Here is an 18,587-nt window from a genome sequence, read left to right as displayed (position 1 = left end):
CGGCCCAGGGACGCGGGAAGCTCAGGACGCCCGGATCTCCTCAAGCGGGCGACACCGTCTCCCGCGCCCCCGGACGGTGCACGCCGACGCCGACGCGTTTGCGCCCCTGGGCCCGGGGCTTTCGCCGGCGGGAGCCTGGGGCGTCGCCCGCTCCTGCCCGTGACGGTGCGGGTCCGCGGTGGCTCTGCGTACTCGCACCTGCGCCGTCGGTGCTCAGTCCGCGCGACGGTGGCCGCGCCTGCGGTGCTCGTCGATCGCCCGCCAGACCTTGTCCCGCAGGAACGGTGCCTCGGTGAAGCGGATGCCGGTGGCATCGCGCAGCGCGTTGGCGAAGGCGGGCGGCACGGGGTTGAAGGGGCTCTCGGACATCGACTTGGCGCCGAGCGGGCCGATCGCGTCGGAGGTCTCGGTGAAGTGCACCTCGGTGCGGGGCACGTCCGCGTACGCGGGCAGCCGGTAGCGGCGGAAGGCGGCCGTGGTGACCTCTCCGCGGTCGTCCACCAGGACCTGTTCGAAGAGGGTGGCGCCGAGGGCCTGGGCGACGCCGCCCTCGACCTGGCCTCGGCACTGTAGCGGGTTCATCACCTTGCCGGCGTCGGCGCCGTGGACGCTGCGCAGGATGCGTATCTCGCCGCTGTCGGGGTCGATGGCGATGCGGAACCACTGGGAGTTGAAGGCGACCGAGCGCGGGGAGCCGCCGAAGTGGCCGTCGGCCGTGAGTTCGACGCCCTGCCCGCGTGCTGCTTCGAAGAGCTCCTTGAGCGGCACCACCCGCCCGTCGCACTCCACTGCCTCCGCGGTGAGCCGCAGCAGACTGCGCGGGGTACGGGCGTACTCGGCGGTGAAGGAGAGAATCTGCTCGGCGAGCGCGTTGGCGGCCTTCATCACCGCTTTGCCGGCGACGACCGTGCCGGCCGAGCCGAAGGCGCCGGTGTCGTGGCGTACCAGGTCGGTGTCGGACTGCCGGATGACGATCCGGTCGACAGTGGTGCCGAGCGCCCCGGCGGCGATCTGTTTGTGCACGGTGGTGGTGCCGTTGCCGAACTCGGCGGTGCCGACGGCGATGTCGTAGGTGCCGTCCTCCAGCAGCTTGACCGTGGCGTCGGCGATGTGGCCGCCGGGTGGCCCGCAGGCGATGGCCGACATGGCGAAGCCCTGGCCCACCAGCCAGCCCGCGGGGGCGAGTTCGGCGCTGGTGTCGTTGTCGAGGGCGTCGCGGACCACCTGCAGGCACTGGTCGAGACCGTAGCTGGCGATGTGCAGGTCCTCCTCCTCGCCGAGCGGGCCCTCCATGTGCTCGCCAGGGCCGATGATGTTCTTCTCGCGCAGCGCCAGCGGGTCGATCCCAAACCGCCGGGCGAGTTCGTCCATCGCGGATTCCACCGCGAAGGTGACCTGGCCGAGGCCGTAGCCGCGGAAGGCGCCCGCGGGGACGCAGTTGGTGTAGACGGAGTAGGCGTCGACCTTCTTGTGGGGCGCCCGGTAGATGCCCATCGACTCGCCGATGCTGTGGAACATCACCGCCGGACCGTGGTTGCCGTACGCGCCGGTGTTGGCGACCACCCGGAACTGGATGGCCGTCAGGGTGCCGTCCCGTCGCGCGCCGAGCTTCACCCTGACCGTGAACGGGTGCCGGGTGGTGGCGCCGTAGAACTGCTCGGCACGAGTGAACTCCAGCTTCACCGGCCGGCGCAGCCGCAGCGCCGCGAGCACCGCGATGTCCTCGGTGAGCATCTCCTGCTTGCCGCCGAACCCGCCGCCGACCCGACCCGCGACCACCCGGACCTGCTCCATCGGCAGGTCGTACAGGTAGCACAGGGCACGCCGGGTGAGGAACGGCACCTGGGTGGAGGAGCGGACCACGATCCGCTCCCCGCCCGCTTCCTCGGACTCCTCGAAGTACACGACGCAGCCGTGCGTCTCCAGGCTGGCGTGCTGCACCCGCTGGGTCCGGAACGTCTCCTCGTAGACCAGGTCGGCCTCACCGAAGCCCAGTTCGACGTCGCCCACCTCGCTGTGCGCCTCGCCGCAGACGTTGTTCTCCGGGCGGGCGATCCGCGACTCCACCCCCTTGCGATGGATCACCGGCGCGCCCGGCAGCATGGCGAGCTCAGGGTCGATGACGTACGGCAGTTCCTCGTACTCGACGACGATCCTCCGGCAGCCCTCCTCCGCCGCGCCCTCGCTCTCCGCCACCACGGCGGCGACCCGCTGGCCGACGAAGCGGACCACGTCGTCCAGGACCCGGGTGTCGTCCGGGTCCTCGGTGGGGTGCTCATGCCGGGCCGAGGAGTACAGCTTCTGCGGGGCGTCCTCATGGGTGAACACGGCGACCACGCCGGGCACCCGTAGGGCCGCCGCGGTGTCGATGGACACGATCCGGGCGTGCGGGTGCGGGGAGCGCAGCAACTTCATGTGCAGGAGACCGTCGATGTGGAGGTCGAAGGTGTAGCGGGCGGTGCCGGTGACCACGTGAGGTCCGGCGGGCGCGCCGAGGCTGCGGCCGACGGCTTGGCCGGCGCACGGTTCCTCGGTGTGCTTGACGCCGCGGATGGCGTCCTCGATCGCCCGGTAGCCGGTGCAGCGGCACAGGCTTCCCTTCAGCGCCCTCGGCAGGTCGGCGAGCTTCTCCTCATCGAAGGCCTCGGCGGAGGTGGTCATCAGCATGCCGGCCGTACAGAAGCCGCACTGGAAGCCCTGCGCATCCAGGAACTTTCGCTGCATCGGATGGAGTTCGCCGCCCTTCACCGCCAGGCCCTCGACGGTGGTGACCGTCCGGCCCTCGGCGCGCAAGGCGGGGTAGATGCAACTGTGCACCGCCTCGCCGTCGACCTGGACCGTGCAGGCGCCACAGTCGCCGGCATCGCAGCCCTTCTTGACGCCGAACCAGCCCCGCTCGCGCAGATAGGTACGCAGGCACTGGCCGGCGCGCGGTTCGACGTCGGTGTCCTCGCCGTTGACGCGGATGGTGAAGCTCATCGTCCGGCCTCCTGGATCAGTTCGCGGCGGATCTCCTCGGCGAAGCGGTAGGTCATGTGGCGCCGCCAGGCGGGGAATCCGTGAATGTCGTCGAAGTACTCCTCCGGACGGATCCCCTGGTCCAGTGCCTCGCGTACCGCCTCAGTGTTCGGCGGCACGGCGAAGCGCAGCTGGATCGGCCGCACGGTCGAGGCGGTGACGGTCAGGGCCAGCTCGCCGTCGATCGGGTCACGGGCGCCGATCAGCAAGGCGCCGGATCTGCCGAGCCCGTAGAGCGACGCCTGCCGGAAGGCCGTACGGCTCGCCAGCGCCCGGGCGGGAACGGTGATTGAGCGCAGCAGCTCGCCGGGTCGCAGGATCTTCACTCCGGCGCCGATCACAAAGTCCTTCACCGGCACCTCGCGCACCTCACCCGTCTGGGAGAGCAGAGTGCACACTCCGTCCAGCGCCGCGGTCAGCGAGATCATCGGCCCGGCAGGCAGCCCGTTGCACAGGTTGCCGCCGACGGTGGCCATGTTCCAGACCTTCCACGAGGCCAGGAAGGCCCGGCAACACTGCTCCACCAGCGGTGCCACCGGCCAGTCCGCGCCCTGGGCGAAGCGGGAGAGCTGGGCGATGGTGCAGGTCGCGGCGATCTCCAGGTCACCGTCGGACGTCATTCGGACCGGCTCCCAGCCCATCCGGCTGAGATCGATCAGGCGGCGGATGTGCGGCTGCGGCTCCGAGAACAGATAGGTCCCGCCACCCAGCCAGGCGTCGCCGGGCCGCCAGGTCCCGCGACTGCGCGCGTCACGCAGCTCCACCACCGTGTTCAGATCCACGTGCAACCACCATCCTCGACAGATCGACACGGCGATTGAAGCAGCGCCTCACCAGCCGAAACGAGTGGGCGGGCGCACCAGCCCCGGCCGCCGGGGCTGGGTGATCGACCAACACAGTGGCTTGCCGCACCTGCTAGCTATAGCTATCGGCTAACCCGGCATCTGCGACTCTCTGACCCCAGTTAGCCGGGTATCTGCGCAGGCTGTGGGTAACACTACGGCGACCTGGAAACCGGCCGCAGGGAGTAACCAGTGAGCAGACCCGAAGCACCCGTCTCCATCCGTCTCCACGGGCTGCTGGACGAGCCGGCCGAGCTGACCGTCGCCCAGTTGCGAGACCTGCCCTCCCACCATGTCGAGGCGCGGTTCAACTGCCTCGGAAACGGAGACCAGCGGCACGGCTTCGACGGTCCCCGGCTGTGGGATGTCGTGCGTGCGGCTCGCCCCCGGGTGGATCTCCAAGGGCGCAGGGAGCGGCTGCGGTTCCTGTTGACCGTCACCGGTGCGGACGGACACTGCGCGGTCGTGTCCTGGGCGGAGATCGACCCTGACTTCGGCGGTCAGCAGATCCTCCTGGCCACGAGCATCGACGGAGCACCGCTCGACACCGCTGGGCCGCAACTCGTGGTGCCCGCGGACTACTGCGGGGCCCGGTACATCAGCGGGATCACCGAGGTGTGGGGGGCCCCGTCCGACGGTGAGCCCCCGCATGGGTGATCACCCGGGCGGAGCGGCAGCACACCGTGTGGATCACCAATGGTCTACCTGCGGGTCGTCCGCCAGGCTTTCAGCGCTCCTCTCCTCCCCGTCCCCCAGACCGCTGACGCCGTCCTTGCAGCGTCGGCACGAGAAAGGACTGCTCGATGTCCAAGGGCTTTCTGCGCCGCGTCACCCTGGGGAAGGCGCTCGTGATCGGCGCCGTCGTGGCGCTTGCGGTGCCGGGCAGCGCCTACGCCAACACCGTGAGCGTCACGGTGAAGACCCCCGGCGCCACCGCGGGCCCCGCCTCGACGTTCGCCGAGATCTCCACCCACGCGGACTGTGCGAGCGGCCTGATCTCCGGCGGCGGGATCAACCAGGCGATCGGCACCGGGACTTCGTCCAACGGCAACCATGTCAACGGCACCGAACCCAGCTCCGACGGCTCCACCGAGTACCTCGGCTCCACCGGCGTGGTCGGCACCGACGTGACGCACTGGCTGGCCATCGGCGGCAGCGGCGGCGCCGTCAACACCTCGTTCTCCACCACTCCGTACGCGGTCTGCTTCACCAGCAACCTGATCAACCACACCCAGGTGGTGATGAACAAGGTCGCAGGTCCCAGCACGGCCTCAACCGTGGCCCTGACCGTGGCGACCTGCCCGTCCGGCACCCGGCTGCTCGGCGGCGGCGCCCGCACCACCCCGGCCGACGTCGGCAGCCTCAAGCCGATCGCGAGCTATCCGACCTTCAACAACTCCGCCCACGACTACGGCCAGAAGGCCGCGGCCAACGGCGAGACCAACCCCGACTCCTGGGCCGCGGTCGGCTGGAACGGCGGTGGCGGCGGCAGCACCAACGAGACCTACGCCTACGCCATCTGCAGCGGCAACAACATCAACGTCACGGGGGCAACCGTCACGGTCCGCAACACCGAGGCGAGCGGACCGAACACGGCGACCACCGGGCAGAAGACGACGGTCGGCTGCGGCGGCAACGACGGCAAGCTGATCAGCGGCGGCGCGGCCATCAGCAGCGGCAATCTGACCGGCACCGACTTCACCGGCCCGGGTTCCGGCGGCGACCACCTCAACGGCAGCTACCCCAGCGACTCGGGCGGCAACCCGATCGCCGACGGCAGCACCACCGCGTCGTACTGGACCGCCTACGCCCACACCGGCGGCGCAGGCTCCACCGGCAACTACTCCGACGCCTGGGCGCTGTGCGCCAACGACGGCATCTGACCCACCGCCATACCGCACGGGCCGGAACCGGCCGGCCCGGAGAGGCAGCAACAGCCCCATGAACAGATCCACTCTGACGGCACTCGCCGGCACCGCCGGCCTGCTCGCCGCCGCCCTGGTGCCCGCCACCGCGTCCCCCGCCTCGGCCGCCGACACCTCACCCTGCGGCGCCGGAGGAGTCCTCACCACCGCCACACCCGCCTGCACCTACACCGCCCCCGGCACGGACACCTTCACCGTCCCGGACGGCGTCACCACCGTCAGCATCGACCTGTTCGGAGCCGAGGGCGGCAGCGCAGCCGGCTACGTCGCCCCCAACCCGCCCAACACAGGTGCACCCGGGGGCCTCGGCGGCGAGTCTCGGGCGACGCTGCCCGTCAATCCCGGCCAGACCTTGCAGATCACCCTGGGGGCGGCTGGCATCCCTGGTAGCTCCCGGCACGGCGAGTTCGCCCGCCCGGGCGGATACGGTCACGGAACGGGTGGCGGCGGCGCGCACGGTGGCGGCGGCTCCGGCGGCGGTGGCTCCGACGTGCGCATCGGCGCCTTCGGCGCGGCCGACCGGGTGCTGGACGCGGGCGGCGGTGGCGGGGCGGGCAACGGCGGTCCCCTGCTGCACGGCGGCGCAGGCGGCGGCCCGGTTGGGGAGGCTGGTGGCCAGGGCGGGGGGCCGGCCGGCTCCGGCGTGGCCGGCGGCGGAGGTACCCAGACCGCCCCCGGCACCGGCAGCCCCAACTCCGCCCTCGGCGGCCCTGGCGCCTCCGGCGGGGAGTTCGACATGTGGACCGGCCTGTACAACCCGGGCAGCGGCGGCACCGGCGGTAACGGCGCGCGCGGCGGCAACGGCGGAGGCGGCGGCGGAGGCGGCTTCGTCGGAGGCGCAGGCGGCTCCGGCGGCGGCAACCCGGGCAACCTCTACGGCGCCGGCGGAGGCGGCGGCAGCAGCTACGCAACACCCGAAGCCACAGCCAGCCAGCTCCTCCCGGGCGTCAACCACGGCAACGGCCGCGCCATCGTCTCCTTCCGCTACGGGACTACCACCACGCTCACCGCCGACACGCAGACACCGCTCTTCGGGCACCCCGTCACCCTCACCGCGACGGTCGACCCGGCCAATCCTGTAGCCCCCGGCCCCACCGGAACGGTCACCTTCTCCGACGGCACGACACCCCTGGCCACCGTACGGATGAACGGCAATCAGGCCAGCTTCACCACTGGCAAGTTCCAGCCCGGCACCCACTCGATCACCGCCACCTACAGCGGCGACCCGAGCCTCACCCCGAGCACCACAGCCCATGCAACCGACGCCACGGTCGGCTTCAGCGAACCGTGCATCACCACCGCCCACCACGGCCCCCTGACCGTCAAGGCCGACCGCTCGCTGTGCGTCGCGTCCGGCGGCACCCAGGACGGACCCGTCGCCGTCGACCCCGGCGGGGCGCTGGCCGTCCTCGACTCGGCCATCCACGGCCCCCTGACTGCCGACGGCGCTCTCGCCCTCACCATCTGCCGCTCCATGCTCCAGGGAGCCGTCACGGTTCACGGAACCAGCGGCTACGTCCGCCTAGGATCGGACCCTGCCCACACCGGCAGCTGCGCCGGCAACGAGATCCACGGCCCCCTGACGCTGACCGTCAACACCGGAGGCCTCGGAGTCTTCGGCAACACGGTCACGGCGCCCGTGAGGATCACCGACAACAGCGGCAGCGGCCTGCTCGCCGACAACGCCGTCCCCGCTCTCGAAGCCAACACGATCACCGGCCCACTCCGGTGCGAAGGCAACGAACCGGAACTGCGCCAGGCCGACAACACCGTGAACGCACCGCGCTACGGCCAGTGCCGATAGGCCGCACGCGTGGCCCGCGCGAGCGCGGGCCACGTCGGCGCATCGACAGCGCACAACGTCACGGGCCGCCGACACACTGGCGCCAGAGTCTCCACGCGTGTTTCGTGGCGACGACCGATCGGTCCACCGGGCGGGCGGTGCGGCCGTGCGTGGTGAGCGTGGTGGCGCGGCGTGAGGACTTCGCCGAACTGGTGCTGGACGAGCCGACGTTGGATCCGCAGTTGTGCCTGCGTGCCCTGGGGGCGGTGGTCTCCCAGCACCCGCACGACCTGGAGCCGGTCCCGCCGATCGTCGAGTTCGACCCGCAGCGTTTCAAGCTCGCCAAGGACGTGGGCGCGGTGGCCGGTCTGGACAGCCGGACGGACCTGCTGACGATGGACCCGTACGCGTTCGAACGGCTCGTGCGTGAGCTGTTCGAGGCCATGGGGTACGAGACCTGGCGGACCCCCCGGCCCCGCTGACCGCGAACGTGGACCCTGCGGCGCAGGGCCTCGTTCCCCCCTCCGGCGATGACGCGGCCACGGGGGCGGCAGCCGACGGGGTGGCCCGGGGTGTCGGCCTGCCGGCCGCCCGGATCCAGTTCCGCAGGGTCTCCGGGTTGATCCCGAGGTCGTCGGCGACCGACTTGATCATCGAGCCCTGCTGCGACTCGCACAGCGCGACCGCGTCCGCCTTGAACTCCGGCGGGTAGTCCTTCATCACCATCGGTGCAGGACTCCTGTCCACCCAGACCATCAAGGTCCGAGTGTCTCTGGTGTCCAACATCCGGGGTCAAGGCCCCGGGCCGACCTGACCCACGCCGCGCACACGATCCGCGACAAACGCACGGCGGCCGTCGCCGAGCTGCCTGACTGGCGTCACAACGGCGCCCACGGCTGCCGGCTCCTCTACAGCGAGCACGACGACCTCGACACCGACGAAGACCTCGGCCACGCCCGAGAGCTGGGACGACGAAGAAGGCCGAGGCGCACCAGCGGCGCAGCCGCGAAAGCTCCGCCCAGCTCCCTTCGGCACCGCGAGGCCCCGCACGCGCCGGCTGTCGGCCGACAGCCGGCGCTTCCCGGAGGAGAGCCGGACCGAAAACGATGCGGCACCGCTGCGACTGGGCCCGCCGACCGCACCGGCCGAACCTGCGGAAGAGCCCGCACTCTGCGCGCGCACCCGATCCTCGAGAAGCGGAGCGGACCATGAAACTGCACGATGAACTGCCGGTCGACCACCGGCTCTCCCAGGTCTACCGCGCCGGCGCCGGTCTGTGCGGCGCGGCCCTGTTCGTGTTCGGCTGCCTCGGCCTCGCGGACGGGCTGTCCTTCTTCAGTACTGCCGGGGAGACGATCGCCGGCTTGTCCAGCAACGGGCTGCTCAGCCTCGTGTCGGTCATGACGGCCGTCGTGCTCGTCGTCGGAGCGCTGATCGGCGGCAACATCGCCTCCACGGTCAACATCACCGTAGGCACGCTGTTCGTCCTCAGCGGCTTCGCCAATCTGGCACTGCTCGAGTCGTCGGCCAATATTCTGGCCTTTCGACTCCCGAACGTGCTCTTCAGCTTCGTCATGGGTCTGCTGATCGCCACGTTCGGCATGTACGGGCGGGTGAGCGGCAAACTGCCGCTCGACAACCCCTACTGGCGCCACCGCCATCAGCGGCCGGCCGCCGGCGACGGGAATGCGGCCCTCCCCGAGAAGCCGGGACAGTTCGCACGGTGACCGACCTGGCCGGGAGCGCCCCTGCCGGAACAGCTTCGCCATGCCTTCGGCGTCCGGGTGATGTCCGGGTAGGTCTCGGTGTAGCTGCCCTCCAGCCAGGAGTTGGCCAGCACCGCCGGGCCGCCGTGGCCCGGACCCCAGACACAAACGGCCTCCAGGTCGCGCTGCCGGATCACCCGGTTCAGATGGGTGTGCACAAGGTTCAGCCCGGGCGAAGTGCCCCAGTGGCCGAGCAGGCGCGGCTTGCTGTGCTCGGAACGCAGCGGCTCGCGCAGCAGCGGGTTTCCCATCAAGTAGATCTGACCGGCCGCCAGGTAGTTGGCGGCACGCCAGTGGGCATCGAGTGCCCCCAGCTCGTCCTCGGACAGATCTACGGGCGTCGAAGCGGCGGTCACGGACATGACTGCGGTCTCCTCGGGGATCGGTCGGCTGGTCCAGCCGCTGGTGGCAGGCTGTGCCCATAGTCACGCTTCGCAGCCGTCCGGGTACAGGGCCGATCGGACCACACCGCGCTGCACGGCACCGGGACCCGTGACTCAGGAGGACGTCGTCCTTACCGTCGAGTACTCCGTACGCGGCGCCATGCACGCCGTCTACAGCGGCTCGGCCTCGACCTGCCCGTCCCGCCCGGTCCACCACGCCCTTGCCGAACCCGCCACAGCCCTGCGGGCCCTGCGAACCGCCTTCGGCTGAAGGCCAGGGCACAGCCGGCGCCCGGTGCGGGACCTTCGGGCCGTTCACCGGGCGGCGGTCGGCCGGGAAACCCGGGCCCGCGAAGACTTGCCCGACACGATCACCGAACCCCGGCTCATCCCGGAGAGGACATCTCATGGCCGATCACCTGCTCGCCGCCGTCGACGGCTCGGTGGAAGGCATCGCCGCCGCCCGCTGGGCAGCCGACGAAGCCACCCGCTACGGCCTGCCGCTGCGCCTGGTCCACGCCCAGACCTGGCTCGACGGCCTCCACGCCGACTCGGGCCAGCCCACCGACGTCCGCGCCCTCACCACGCGCATGCTCGCCGACGCCAAGCGAGCGGTGGAGGACACGCATCCTGGCCTGGAGATCCGCGCCGAGTCGATCGGGGGCGGCGAGCCCGTCGAGGTGCTGGTCGACGCGGCCTCCGGCGCCCGCATGCTGGCCCTCGGTTCCCGGGGCTCGGCGGCTTCGGCGGACTCATGGTCGGCTCCATCGGCCTGGCCGTCACCGCCCGCAGCGAGGTCCCGACCGTGCTGGTCCGCTCCGGCGGGACCGACTGCCGCCCAGGGCCCGACGGACCCGAGGTCGTCCTCGGCGTAGACACCCGCGAGGCCGCCGCAGACGTCATCGACTTCGCGTTCCGTGCGGCCGCGCGGCGCGGGGCGGTGCTGCGCGCTGTGCACGGCTGGACGCCGCCGCCGGTCTGGGGCTATGCCGGCTGGGCGGCTCCACAGCCCGAGGCCGAGCAGTTCCGGGCGATCGAGGACGAACTCCTCACGCTGGCGATGACCGGCTGGCAGGAGAAGTACCCCGGTGTCACGGTGATCCAGGACAGTCGGACCGGCAGCGGCGCCGCGGCGCTCGTCGACGTCGGCGCTGGCGCGGACCTCGTCGTGGTGGGCCGCCGACGCCGCCCGCACCACCACGCCGGCCTGCGGCTCGGGCCGACCGCCCACGCCGTCCTCCACCACGCACAGGCACCGGTCGCCGTCGTCCCGCACGACTGACCCACCCACCGCGTCGAGGGTGGTGGACCCCGGCACGCCCGGCGTCCACCACCCTCTTCGCGCACCCCGGCTCACGCGTCGAACCTCCGGCCGAGTTCGCCGGACCCGGCGCCTGGCGCGAGCTGCCCGGATCGGCGCCGATCGTGGGCGGACACCCGGCATCGGCGCTCACTGCGGCTGGGACTCCGGACAGGTGGTCCGTCGTCCGGTAGGACGGCTGCCGCGCCACCCGATCGAACTGTCGCCTTCCGTGCCGGCGTCCGGCGGACACCGGCTGAGCTGCCTGCTGGAGTACTAGCGGGCGTCGGCGATCACTGCCGGGGTGGCACCGAGCCACCAGGTGGGGTTGGCGGTGCCGTCGGTGGTGCGGCCGTCACTGTGGACGTAGTGCCGCACGTCGCGGCCCGGCTCGGCGTACTCGCCGTTCAGGGCGCGCTCGACCCATTCGGCGCCGAACCGGAAGACCTCGGCGGCGATGCCGCCCAGCGGGTGGAACTCGTTCTCGTAGACGCGCATCTCCTTGGGGGCACGGACCCGCTCGTAGTTGGCCAGCGCCTGCTCCAGCACGGTGAGTTCGTCGAACTCGCCGATGCCGTACACGACCGGGCAGGTAATCTCCCGGACCAGGTCGCCCAGCGGCATCCGGGCGACCAACTCGCTGTCGAAGGCGTCCTCGTCGGTGTAGCCGGCCATGAACATGTAGTTGTTCTTGAAGGTGGGCTGGGCACGCTCGAAGATGGTGGTGAAGTCGCCGGTGACGGCTTCGAAGGCGGCCAGCGCGGCGAGGCGGTGGTCGGTGGCGGCGGCGCGGGAGCCCCAGTAGCCGCTCATCGAGATGCCGAACATGCCGATCCGGGCCGCGTCGACCTCCGGCAGCGAGGCCAGGTGGTCGATGTAGCGGCTGATGGCGCGCTCGTAGTTGGTGAGGTCGACGGTCAGCCCGTTGGCCCGGCTCTCGCCCTGGCCGGGGCCCTCGATGGACAGTGCCACGATGCCGCGAGAGGTGTAGTACCGCTCCGCCGCGTAGATGTAGTCCTCCTTGATCATGTCCATCCCCGGGCCGAGGATCACCGCGGGGGCGTTCCTGACGTCTCCGGCCGGCAGGTGGAGGAGGGCGAAGATCTGCTTGCCCTCGAAGTCGAGGACGACGCGTCGTACCCGATTGTCACGCAGTGCGCCCAAGTGCTCGACGCAGTGGTTGGCGTGCTCGCGGAAGGCGAGCTTGCGCGGGTCGTTGGCGTCGAAGATCGAGTACTGGGCGCGGCCCCACATCACCGCGGCGCGCACGTAGAGGTCGGCGGCGGTCTGGGCGAAGCCGCCGCGCTCGTGGTGGGCGGCGCGCTCCTCGGCCTGCCCAGCGATGGTGGCCCAGGCCTTGGGGAGCATCACGCCGCTCCGCACCAAGTCGAAGACCTTGTCGAAGTCGGTGTGGTCGTGGCCGAGCTGCTCCAGGGTGCCCTTCGCCTGGGGGTGCAGGGCGTCGAAGCCGCCCTGGGCGAGGGCGATGTCCAGGGCCCAGCTCTGGCCGGTGGATCGTACGGTCATGACAGACGTCCTCACGTGAAGGGGGTGCCAGGTGTTCCGTTCGGCAACACCTAAGTACTTAATCAATAAGTACTTAGGCTAAGCTGGATGTCAACCCGCCCACCGATCAGCGACCCGGAGACCCTCCGATGCCCGATCCAACCCGCGAGGCGGCCCTCGACCGGCTCGCCCGCGCCGCCTACAGCCTCAGCGCCGCCGACTCCCGCCTGCGCGGACGCGCCACCCGCACCCCGGGCGCCCTCTCCCTCACCCACGCGCGAGCGCTACGCGTCCTGGCCGACACCGGCCCGCTGCCGATCGGCCGGCTGGCCGCCGCCACCGAGACCACCGGCGCGGCCACCACCCAACTGGTCAACGGCCTCGCCGCGGCTGGCTACGTCACCCGTGAACGCCCCGCGGACGACAAGAGGTCCGTCCTGGTCACCCTCACCGACACCGGCCGACGCCGCCACCACGAACGCCAGACCGCCCTGGCCCAGGCACTCGACGCCGCACTCGCACGCCACGAAACCACCGCCCTGGACACCGCGACCGACGTCCTGCGGCAACTCGTCGCCATCTACGACCAGCTCTGAGCGGGCGCCTGGTCCGGTGGACCTTCCGTCCGGGCCCGCGTCCTCCCTCTCGACCCCACCACACCGCAGGAGAACGAACCATGGCCGACGAGGACGTCGAGCGGACCAACGAGCGGCGCCACGTCCCGGAGCCCCGGGGGGCGGGGCTCGGGACGTGGGGGGCCATCGCACTGATCGCCTTCGGAGGTGTCGCGGCAGCATGGGTCTCTTTCAGGCTGCCCGGCACCCCGGAGGAACTGGCATCCGGCTACTACCAGGCCGCCAGGGTCATCGCCATCGGCCTGGTGACCGTGGGCTGCGCCTTGCTGGGCCGCCGCCGCGCCCGAGCCGCAGCCGTCGAGGAGACGAGCGAACAGGAACATGTCTGACCCCACCGGTCGGTGAGCGACGTCAACGGGCGACACGCTGAAACGCGTTCTGCCAGGCGCAGGTGCGTCCGACCTGCCACCGTCGGCTCACCCGGCGAACTTCGGAGGACGTCGAGGCCTGGCACAGCGCGGTCGAGTTCCGCCGCTGCCCCAACCTCTTCATCCACCGCACCCGCTACAACCAGGACACCAGCCTCCCACCGTGCACCCGGGCCACCACGACCCGTACGTCCTGGCCCAGGCCCTGCAGACCATGCGCCGACGCTGACCTCCGCGACCACGCCTGGCTCCGCCGACTTCAACCGGCTCCACCGGCCCGACAATCCCGTCCGGGGGATGGCAAGGGGCCGTTCGGCCCTATGCCGCCCCCAAGGCAGCTGGCAAACTGCGCTCAGGTTCGACCCGACCGCCGCAGGGCGGGCCCTTGGATACGGAGCGGTGATGGCGGACAGCTCGGTGACCGGTGTGAGCAGCCCGGTGAAGGTGTTCCTCCTTGACGACCACGAGGTGGTCCGCCGGGGCGTCCACGACCTCCTGGACGCCGAGCCCGACCTGACCGTGGTCGGCGAGGCCGCGACCGCCGAGCAGGCGATTGCCCGTGTTCCGGCGCTTCGTCCGGACGTCGCGATCCTGGACATGCGGCTGCCCGACGGCGACGGTGTGAGCGTCTGCCGGGAACTGCGCTCGCGGATGCCCGACCTGGCCTGCCTGATGCTCACGTCCTTCGACGACGAGGAAGCCCTGCTCGACTCCATCATGGCCGGTGCCGCCGGATACGTCCTCAAGCAGATCAGCGGCACCGACCTGGTCTCCGCCGTGCGCACGGTCGCCTCCGGGCAGTCCATGCTCGACCCGGGCGCCGCCACCCGGTTGATGGCACGGCTGCGCGGCGACGCGAGTCCGCACGCTCCGGCCTTTCCCGAACTCACCGACCGTGAAAGGGAGATCCTCGCCCTGATCGGCGAGGGCCTGACCAACCGCCAGATCGGCGAACGGCTCTATCTCGCGGAGAAGACCGTGAAGAACCACATCTCCCGACTGCTGGCCAAGCTCGGTGTCGAGCGGCGCGTGCAGGCAGCCGTCATCGCCACCCAGGCCCTGGCCGCCCACGACCACGCACCCGGCCGTCCCGGGCGGTGAGCCCCAGGGCCCGCGGTGGGCGCGATGACCGCCCCGCTCCGGGACCACCTGACGGCCTTCAGGGACGTTCGACCCCTCACCCGGGCACGGATCCAAGGCGACCATCAATCCCATGAAGCCAGATCAGATCCCACCGACCGATCACACGGCACTGGACGAGCAGCAGTGCATGAAGCTGCTGGCCACAGTGCCGGTCGGCCGCATCGTCTACACCGTGCGCGCGCTGCCCGCCGTGATGCCGGCCCGCTACCACCTCGGCGAGGACGGAAGCGTGCTGCTGCGCGCCGCCGCGAAGTCCGAACTGGTGCGCGCCGTGTCCGGCGCGCTGGTGGCCTTCGAGGCAGGCGAGGTCAGCGGGTCGGACGGCAGTGGCTGGAGTGTCACTGTCCTGGGCCAGGCAGAGGTCGCAGCGGTTCCGCGGCAGCACGACACCTGGCTCAGAGGACCCGGCCAGGTGTCCATCCGGATCCGCCCGGAGCTCGTCACCGGCCGCGTGCTGCCAGCCGCCCCGACCGGCCGGATCTGACCACCGGTGCCACGCCGACACGATCCGCGCCGACGGGCGATCGTACTCAGGGCCCGAGCGGTGCCGACCAGACCAGCCGCGTCCCGCCGTCCGGCGGGCTCGCCAGCTCCAGCTCACCCCCGAGGCCATCGGCTCGCTCCGCGAGGTTGCGCAGGCCGCTGCGCCGCCCCTGCTCCGGGATGCCCACGCCGTCGTCCTGCACCGTCAGAACGACCTTGACCCCCGTCGCCTGCAGCAGCACCTCGACCCGTCCCGCCTGTGCGTGCCGGGCTGCGTTGCTCAACGCCTCGCCCAGCACCGCGACCACGTGGTCGGCCACCGCGGCGGGGACGTCGGTGTCCAACAGGCCCTCCATGCTCAGCCTCGGCGCGAAGCCCAGCGCCGCCTGCGCCTCCTCCACCGCCTTCACCACCCTGGCCCGCAAGCCGTTGCCCGACGCCTCGTCCCGGGCCCGTAGTCCGAAGATCGTCGACCGGATGATCTTGATCGTCTCGTCCAGGTCTCCCACCGCACGCAGCACCCGGTCCGAGGCCCCGGGGTGCTCGATGAAGCGGGCCGCGCTCTGCAACGTCATCCCGGTCGCGAACAGCCGCTGGATCGCCAGGTCGTGCAGGTCCCGGGCGATCCGGTCCCGGTCCTCCAGCATCGCCAGCTGCTCAGCGTCACGGCGCCGGTTCGCCAGCTCCAGGCCCAGCGCGGCCTGGTCGGCGAACCCGAGCAGCGGACCGACCTCCCGCTCGGTGAACACGGCCTCCCCCACCCCACGAGCCAGCAGCAGGACCGCGTCGATGTGGCCCTCGGCCCGCCCCAGCGGCACCGCCACCGCCGGCCCCAGTCCCTCAGACCGCCGCGGATCACCCGCCAGACGCGGATCGGTGGCCAGATCCGCAGTGCTGACCCGGGCACCCTCCGTCCAGGCCGCCCCGGAGAGTGTGCCCTCCCGCGGCACCACCAGGCCCATCCGCTTGGGCGCGCTGCCCCCACACGCGAACTCCACCCTCAGCGTCTCACCGCCGGCCAGCGGCACGACGATGTCCGCCAGCTCGGCGCCCGTGATCTCCCGCGCCCTCTGCGCGATCAACTCCACCACCTGGGAATGCGAACTGCCCGACAGGAGGCTGCGGGTGACCTCCGCACTCGCACTCAACCACCGCTGCTGACGCTGCGCCTCCTCGTACAGCCGTGCGTTGTCGATCGCTACCCCGGCCGCCACCGCCAGCGTCGCGATCACCGACTCGTCGTCGGCGTCGAAATCCTCACCACCGTGCTTGTCAGTCAGGTACAGATTCCCGAACACCTCCTCACGCACCCGCACCGGCACCCCTAGGAATGTCCGCATCGGCGGATGGTTGGCCGGGAACCCGTACGACGCGGCGTGCTGCGAGAGGTCGCCAAGCCGCAGCGCCTCAGGGTGGCTGATCAGCTCGCCCAGCAGGCCCTTGCCGGTCGGGTAGGGACCGATCCCGGCGATTTCCTCCTCCGCCATCCCGACCGTCAGAAACTGCGACAGCGACTCCCCATCCGGACCGATCACCCCCAACGCCGCGTAACGGGCATCCACCAGCACGGCGGCAGCCTCCACGATCCGCCGCAGCACCTGCGTCAGATCCAGTTCCCGCCCGACCGACAGCACGGCTTCCAGAAGGCTGTGCACCCGGTCCCGCGTCCCCCGGGCCGCATCGATCCGCGCCTGCAGCTCCTCCAGCAGTTCATCGAGCCGCAGCTGCGGAATCCGCGAGCGCGCCACATCGTCCCCGCCCACGCCGGCCTCCTCTGGTCCCGGTACGCGCCCGGCAGCGGTACCCGCGAGCGATTCTCGCAGCCGCGACGAAGGACGGTGAGGCCCACGAGGACGGCTCGCAACGGGACCACACTCGATCATCGAGCCGACGCCTGCCGGCACCTGCCCGCCTTTCTCGTCGGAGGGCGCGTCGACCGACGAGTGCAGCACCTCGACAGAGTCCTGCGCAACGCCGGGGTTCCAGCACCGCTGAGGCTGGTGGCCGCCGGAAGGCCGGCTGCCCGCCTTCGAAGACCTCGGCCGCGCCCACCACGACCTACAGACGGGACCTGGCCCGCTCAAGGGCGCTCACCCGTGACCACGGAGCCTCGCAGCCCCCTGGGCGCGAGGTCCCGGCCGGGTGACACCGTCGGCGGCGTCCTGACGAGCAGGATGCCCGGGGCACCGGTGGCCCGGTGCCGGCTTCGGTCAGGCGCCCGATGACCTCCCCCGGCCGGGCGGCCGTGACTTCGGTGGCGTCGCCCTCGGGCCCGAGCCGGAACGCCTCTCGCCGTGGGGTCTCGGCGGGCGCTCGGGATCGAGGTCGGCATCTCAGCGGACGGCCACCGTGGCGGCGAAGGGCCCGTCCAGGGCGGCCCACTGCAGGAGCAGGATGGTCTTGCCATCGGTGATGCGCCCGTCGCGGACCATGGCGAGGGCTTCGGTGAAAGGCAGTTCGAGCACTTCGATGTCCTCGCCGTCCTCCTCGAGTCCACCGCCTTCCGTCGTGCGGTCGGCAGGGGTGTAGGGGGCGACGAAGAAGTGCAGGCGCTCGGTGACGGAGCCGGGGCTCATGTAGGCGTCGAGGATGTGGGTGATCGGTCCGAGCGTGATGCCGAGCTCCTCCGCGCTCTCGCGCCGGATGGCGGCGAGCGGGTCGTCGCCATCGAGCAGCCCGGCCGCGGCCTCGACGAGCATGCCGTCCGGATGGTCGTTGACGTAGGCCGGGTAGCGGAACTGGCGGGTGAGCAGCACCCGGCCGCGGCCGGCGTCGTAGGGCAGGACGACCGCGCCGTTGCCGCGGTCGTAGGTCTCCCGCTGCTGGGTGCTCCAGCGGCCGTCGCGGCGCCGGTAGTCGAAGGTGGTGCGGCGCAGGACGTGCCAGCCCTGGGAGGTGAGCTCTACGTCGCGGACCACGACGTCGGGATTGCGGTCCAGGTCCCGGCCGGCGCGGTCCAGGCCGGTGCGGCCGCGGTGGTCGGGAGTGTCGGTCCCGGGGCCGGGGGTCACGCGGTCTCCCGCGGGGTGCGGTGCGGGATCTCGTCCACGTGGTGGTAGACGGGCAGGCCGCGGCGGCGGGCGACGGCGACGTCCTGGTCGGCTCCGGTGGAGTCGCCGGGGAGGCGGAGTACGGCGTCGCAGTGGGTGAGCAGGCGCTCGGCGGTCGGGTAGAGGACCTGGTCGGCGAGGGGATCGGTGAGGCCCGCACCCGCGGAGCGCAGCACGGGCAGGGCGATCCATTCCCCGATCACCGGGACGTGGCCGGCGGCGAAGACCGGCCACGCCGCCTCTTCGAGGCGGGCGAGGTTCGCCGCCATGGCCTGGGGGCCGCCGTCCGTTCCGGAGCGGTACGGACCGGCGATGAGGATGAGCATCGGCTTTTCGGTCATGGCACGGTACGATACACGCAGAAACGTGCAAGAACAGGAGAGAA

18 protein-coding genes and 2 pseudogenes are annotated in these 18,587 nt (G+C 71.5%); 12 read left to right on the top strand and 8 right to left on the bottom strand.

Going from position 1 to position 18,587, the window contains the following annotated elements:
- Window positions 1–213: 213 nt before the first annotated feature.
- Window positions 214–2,979 (bottom strand): molybdopterin-dependent oxidoreductase, encoded by a 2,766-nt coding sequence (locus OG618_RS35780; protein ID WP_329491793.1) that lies wholly within the window; start codon window positions 2,977–2,979, stop codon window positions 214–216.
- Window positions 2,976–3,800 carry an FAD binding domain-containing protein gene (locus tag OG618_RS35775; protein WP_329491792.1) on the bottom strand — a complete coding sequence of 275 codons (825 nt, stop codon included), beginning with the start codon at window positions 3,798–3,800 and terminating at the stop codon, window positions 2,976–2,978. Before OG618_RS35775 ends, OG618_RS35780 begins: the two co-directional genes overlap by 4 nt.
- Before the next feature lie 252 nt (window positions 3,801–4,052).
- Between OG618_RS35775 and OG618_RS35770 the strand changes: the two genes are divergently transcribed.
- From OG618_RS35770 to OG618_RS35755, 4 genes are all read left to right on the top strand, one after another.
- Window positions 4,053–4,517, top strand: coding sequence for a molybdopterin-dependent oxidoreductase (locus OG618_RS35770; protein WP_329491791.1), 465 nt, complete (start codon window positions 4,053–4,055; stop codon window positions 4,515–4,517).
- 146 nt (window positions 4,518–4,663) lie between these two features.
- On the top strand, window positions 4,664–5,743 hold the full coding sequence (locus OG618_RS35765) for a hypothetical protein (protein WP_329491790.1): 1,080 nt from the start codon (window positions 4,664–4,666) through the stop codon (window positions 5,741–5,743).
- Between the two features lie 58 nt (window positions 5,744–5,801).
- Window positions 5,802–7,589 carry an Ig-like domain-containing protein gene (locus OG618_RS35760; protein WP_329491789.1) on the top strand — a complete coding sequence of 596 codons (1,788 nt, stop codon included), beginning with the start codon at window positions 5,802–5,804 and terminating at the stop codon, window positions 7,587–7,589.
- Between the two features lie 104 nt (window positions 7,590–7,693).
- Entirely contained in the window at window positions 7,694–8,050 is a 357-nt protein-coding gene (locus tag OG618_RS35755) for a restriction endonuclease (protein ID WP_329491788.1), read from the top strand.
- Between the two features lie 109 nt (window positions 8,051–8,159).
- On the opposite strand, the pseudogene OG618_RS38105 reads toward OG618_RS35755, so the two are convergent.
- Window positions 8,160–8,288, bottom strand: a pseudogene (locus OG618_RS38105) (transposase); the annotation flags it as partial.
- Window positions 8,289–8,776: 488 nt separating this feature from the next.
- On the opposite strand from OG618_RS38105, the gene OG618_RS35750 reads away from it, so the two are divergent.
- On the top strand, window positions 8,777–9,295 hold the full coding sequence (locus OG618_RS35750; RefSeq protein ID WP_329491787.1) for a DUF4383 domain-containing protein: 519 nt from the start codon (window positions 8,777–8,779) through the stop codon (window positions 9,293–9,295).
- On the opposite strand, the pseudogene OG618_RS35745 reads toward OG618_RS35750, so the two are convergent.
- Window positions 9,278–9,696: pseudogene (locus OG618_RS35745) on the bottom strand (phosphoketolase); the annotation flags it as partial. The gene OG618_RS35750 and the pseudogene OG618_RS35745 sit on opposite strands and share 18 nt — an antisense overlap.
- A 130-nt stretch (window positions 9,697–9,826) precedes the next feature.
- On the opposite strand from OG618_RS35745, the gene OG618_RS35740 reads away from it, so the two are divergent.
- From OG618_RS35740 to OG618_RS35730, 3 genes are all read left to right on the top strand, one after another.
- Window positions 9,827–9,988, top strand: a complete 162-nt coding sequence (locus OG618_RS35740) for a hypothetical protein (RefSeq protein WP_329491786.1) — start codon at window positions 9,827–9,829, stop codon at window positions 9,986–9,988.
- A 136-nt stretch (window positions 9,989–10,124) separates the two neighbouring features.
- Window positions 10,125–10,592: a universal stress protein gene (locus OG618_RS35735; protein ID WP_329491785.1), complete on the top strand. Its 468-nt coding sequence runs from the start codon at window positions 10,125–10,127 to the stop codon at window positions 10,590–10,592.
- The gene (locus tag OG618_RS35730; RefSeq protein WP_329491784.1) at window positions 10,523–10,999 is read left to right on the top strand and encodes a universal stress protein; all 477 of its coding nucleotides are present in this window, start codon (window positions 10,523–10,525) and stop codon (window positions 10,997–10,999) included. The genes OG618_RS35735 and OG618_RS35730 overlap by 70 nt, the downstream gene beginning before the upstream one ends.
- Window positions 11,000–11,293: 294 nt before the next feature.
- On the opposite strand, the gene OG618_RS35725 is transcribed toward OG618_RS35730, so the two are convergent.
- Complete coding sequence (locus OG618_RS35725; protein ID WP_329491783.1) at window positions 11,294–12,544, bottom strand: alpha/beta hydrolase; 1,251 nt, start codon at window positions 12,542–12,544, stop codon at window positions 11,294–11,296.
- Window positions 12,545–12,672: 128 nt separating this feature from the next.
- Between OG618_RS35725 and OG618_RS35720 the strand changes: the two genes are divergently transcribed.
- The 4 genes from OG618_RS35720 (at window position 12,673) to OG618_RS35705 (ending at window position 15,153) form a co-directional block, all read left to right on the top strand.
- Window positions 12,673–13,119 carry a MarR family winged helix-turn-helix transcriptional regulator gene (locus tag OG618_RS35720; RefSeq protein WP_329491782.1) on the top strand — a complete coding sequence of 149 codons (447 nt, stop codon included), beginning with the start codon at window positions 12,673–12,675 and terminating at the stop codon, window positions 13,117–13,119.
- Window positions 13,120–13,199: 80 nt separating this feature from the next.
- Window positions 13,200–13,487, top strand: a complete 288-nt coding sequence (locus OG618_RS35715; RefSeq protein ID WP_329491781.1) for a hypothetical protein — start codon at window positions 13,200–13,202, stop codon at window positions 13,485–13,487.
- A 441-nt stretch (window positions 13,488–13,928) separates the two neighbouring features.
- Window positions 13,929–14,627, top strand: a complete 699-nt coding sequence (locus OG618_RS35710) for a response regulator transcription factor (RefSeq protein WP_329491780.1) — start codon at window positions 13,929–13,931, stop codon at window positions 14,625–14,627.
- 112 nt (window positions 14,628–14,739) lie between these two features.
- The gene (locus OG618_RS35705; RefSeq protein ID WP_329491779.1) at window positions 14,740–15,153 is read left to right on the top strand and encodes a pyridoxamine 5'-phosphate oxidase family protein; all 414 of its coding nucleotides are present in this window, start codon (window positions 14,740–14,742) and stop codon (window positions 15,151–15,153) included.
- 46 nt (window positions 15,154–15,199) lie between these two features.
- Here the strand turns inward: OG618_RS35705 and OG618_RS35700 are convergent, their stop codons facing one another.
- From OG618_RS35700 to OG618_RS35690, 3 genes are all read right to left on the bottom strand, one after another.
- Window positions 15,200–16,915 (bottom strand): sensor histidine kinase, encoded by a 1,716-nt coding sequence (locus tag OG618_RS35700; RefSeq protein ID WP_329491778.1) that lies wholly within the window; start codon window positions 16,913–16,915, stop codon window positions 15,200–15,202.
- A 570-nt stretch (window positions 16,916–17,485) separates the two neighbouring features.
- Complete coding sequence (locus OG618_RS35695; protein ID WP_329491777.1) at window positions 17,486–18,163, bottom strand: NUDIX domain-containing protein; 678 nt, start codon at window positions 18,161–18,163, stop codon at window positions 17,486–17,488.
- Window positions 18,160–18,543 (bottom strand): DUF4406 domain-containing protein, encoded by a 384-nt coding sequence (locus OG618_RS35690; RefSeq protein ID WP_329491776.1) that lies wholly within the window; start codon window positions 18,541–18,543, stop codon window positions 18,160–18,162. Before OG618_RS35690 ends, OG618_RS35695 begins: the two co-directional genes overlap by 4 nt.
- Window positions 18,544–18,587 lie beyond the last annotated feature (44 nt).

Origin of the sequence: Kitasatospora sp. NBC_01246 (assembly GCF_036226505.1) — a bacterium.
Taxonomy (GTDB): domain Bacteria; phylum Actinomycetota; class Actinomycetes; order Streptomycetales; family Streptomycetaceae; genus Kitasatospora.
Note: the sequence above shows the minus strand (reverse complement) of the source record. Positions and strands in the feature narration are given on the sequence as shown.